Genomic DNA, 1,645 nt, shown 5'->3' with positions numbered 1-1,645 from the left:
ACCGCTCTTCCGATCTGCGGCTTTCGTCGTTGCCTTGGTGTTGTATTGTATTGATAAATTGCCTCTTTTCGTCGATCCTGGCGTTGCTATGAATCGGATCATTGTGATTACAATGCCAGCATCAATGGGAGCGATTATCGTCGACAGCTTTGACAAAGAATAATCGTTAGTAAGTCGATGAAGTCCATTTTAATAATACGTGCACATCCGTTGGCCATTGACTTCCACAATGTTAAACGATGTTTCGTATATATCCGCGAGCACATCCGCCTGAATCACCTCTTCTATTAGGCCAATGGCGACGACTTTACCTTTCTTCAACGCTATGATGATGTCGGAATAGCAGTCGGCAAAGCTAATGTCGTGAATAACGACGACCACCGCTTTATTCATCTTTCGAGCAAGCTTTTGAACATTAAGTACTAACTTTATTGCACGCTAACTGTATTACGCACTGATGGTTAAGTTGTTTACCCATGTGCGTCGTAAGTATCGTTGGAAACACAGACCAAACTTCACTACTTCTTCCACCAGCATCAATGCAAACACAGAGGCAAACGGCAGGTCAAACACAAAAGCCCCGATCGTGGTTAACGGAATACCGATCATCCACATCGAAATAAAGTCCATTCTTAAGCAAAACTTGTTTTCACCACCCGCACGTAATATACCGTTGATGATCACCATGTTTAGCATTCTCAGCCAGATGATCATCGCAAATAAACCCAGTGCCGGAGAAGCCAGTGCGTATAACGATGGATCATCTAGGTTCAACCACAATATGACCTGTTCTTTTCCTAAAGTGATGGCCAAACTCACCGCCAAACCGACACTCAAAACAAACTTGATAAAAAACTGAGTCATAGCTACGGCTTGTTGAAAATCATCACGCCCAAGGCTCTGACCTAAAAGTACCGAGCAGGCTGTAGAAATTCCAAAAAACGCCGAGTAACAAAGCAGTTCAAAAGGCCCTAACATGCTGAACACAGCTAATTCTGTGGTGCCCATGTGCCCAAATATCATTTGGTAGCTTAGCGTCCCCATTGCCCACAATACGGCATTGTACATAGTAGGAACCGCTAACGACTTAAATGAGTTCATCAGTCGAGCGCCACACTCCAGTGTCTCTGCGGTTAATAACCAATGGCGGCGACGATATAAGATGAAAACAAACATCGCCACTTGCAATGCTCTGGATATGCTGGTCGCCAACGCAGCGCCTGCTGCTCCCAACGCTGGTATGCCAAAGCCGCCGTTAATTAATAAATAATTCAATGCAATATTAATCGCAATCGTGATCGCCGCCAGAATCAATGGTAGCATCGCATTGCCACTAGAACGTAAGCTTGATTCGATTACGATAATGATGTGAGTGAGCAGTAACACGGGCAATGCATACCATAAATATTCAGAGCCCAATTCGATCACACTCACATCCGTCGTTTGCAACAGCATAATTGAGCTTGAAAACAGAGTAATGATCACCGTCGCAGGCACAATCAGCTTTGCACCATATTTGAGCGCCATCATGGTCACGGTTTTAGCCGAAGAACGGTCACTTCTTCCCCAATATTGCGCCACTAATATTCCATTCGCCGAGCCAACGCCCGCTGCGATCATAATCGCGACAAACAGCCATTTTGAG

At 44.9% G+C, this 1,645-nt stretch carries 1 protein-coding gene and 2 pseudogenes; 1 reads left to right on the top strand and 2 read right to left on the bottom strand.

All coding sequences use genetic code 11. The annotated features are described in order from the left end of the window. Positions 1–163, top strand: a pseudogene (locus ACP45E_RS17260) (DUF2391 family protein); the annotation flags it as partial. Between the two features lie 26 nt (positions 164–189). On the opposite strand, the pseudogene ACP45E_RS17255 reads toward ACP45E_RS17260, so the two are convergent. Together ACP45E_RS17255 and ACP45E_RS17250 are read right to left on the bottom strand one after the other, a co-directional pair. Then, positions 190–411 (bottom strand): annotated as a pseudogene (locus ACP45E_RS17255) (siderophore ABC transporter ATP-binding protein); the annotation flags it as partial. Positions 412–447: 36 nt separating this feature from the next. Next, a partial coding sequence (locus ACP45E_RS17250; protein ID WP_069585318.1) for an MATE family efflux transporter occupies positions 448–1,645 on the bottom strand: 1,198 nt, incomplete at its 5' end.

This window comes from Vibrio genomosp. F10 str. 9ZD137 (genome assembly GCF_049974785.1).
Taxonomy (GTDB): domain Bacteria; phylum Pseudomonadota; class Gammaproteobacteria; order Enterobacterales; family Vibrionaceae; genus Vibrio.
The sequence above is the reverse complement of the archived record's forward strand: the minus strand, read 5'-3'. Positions and strand labels throughout refer to the sequence as shown.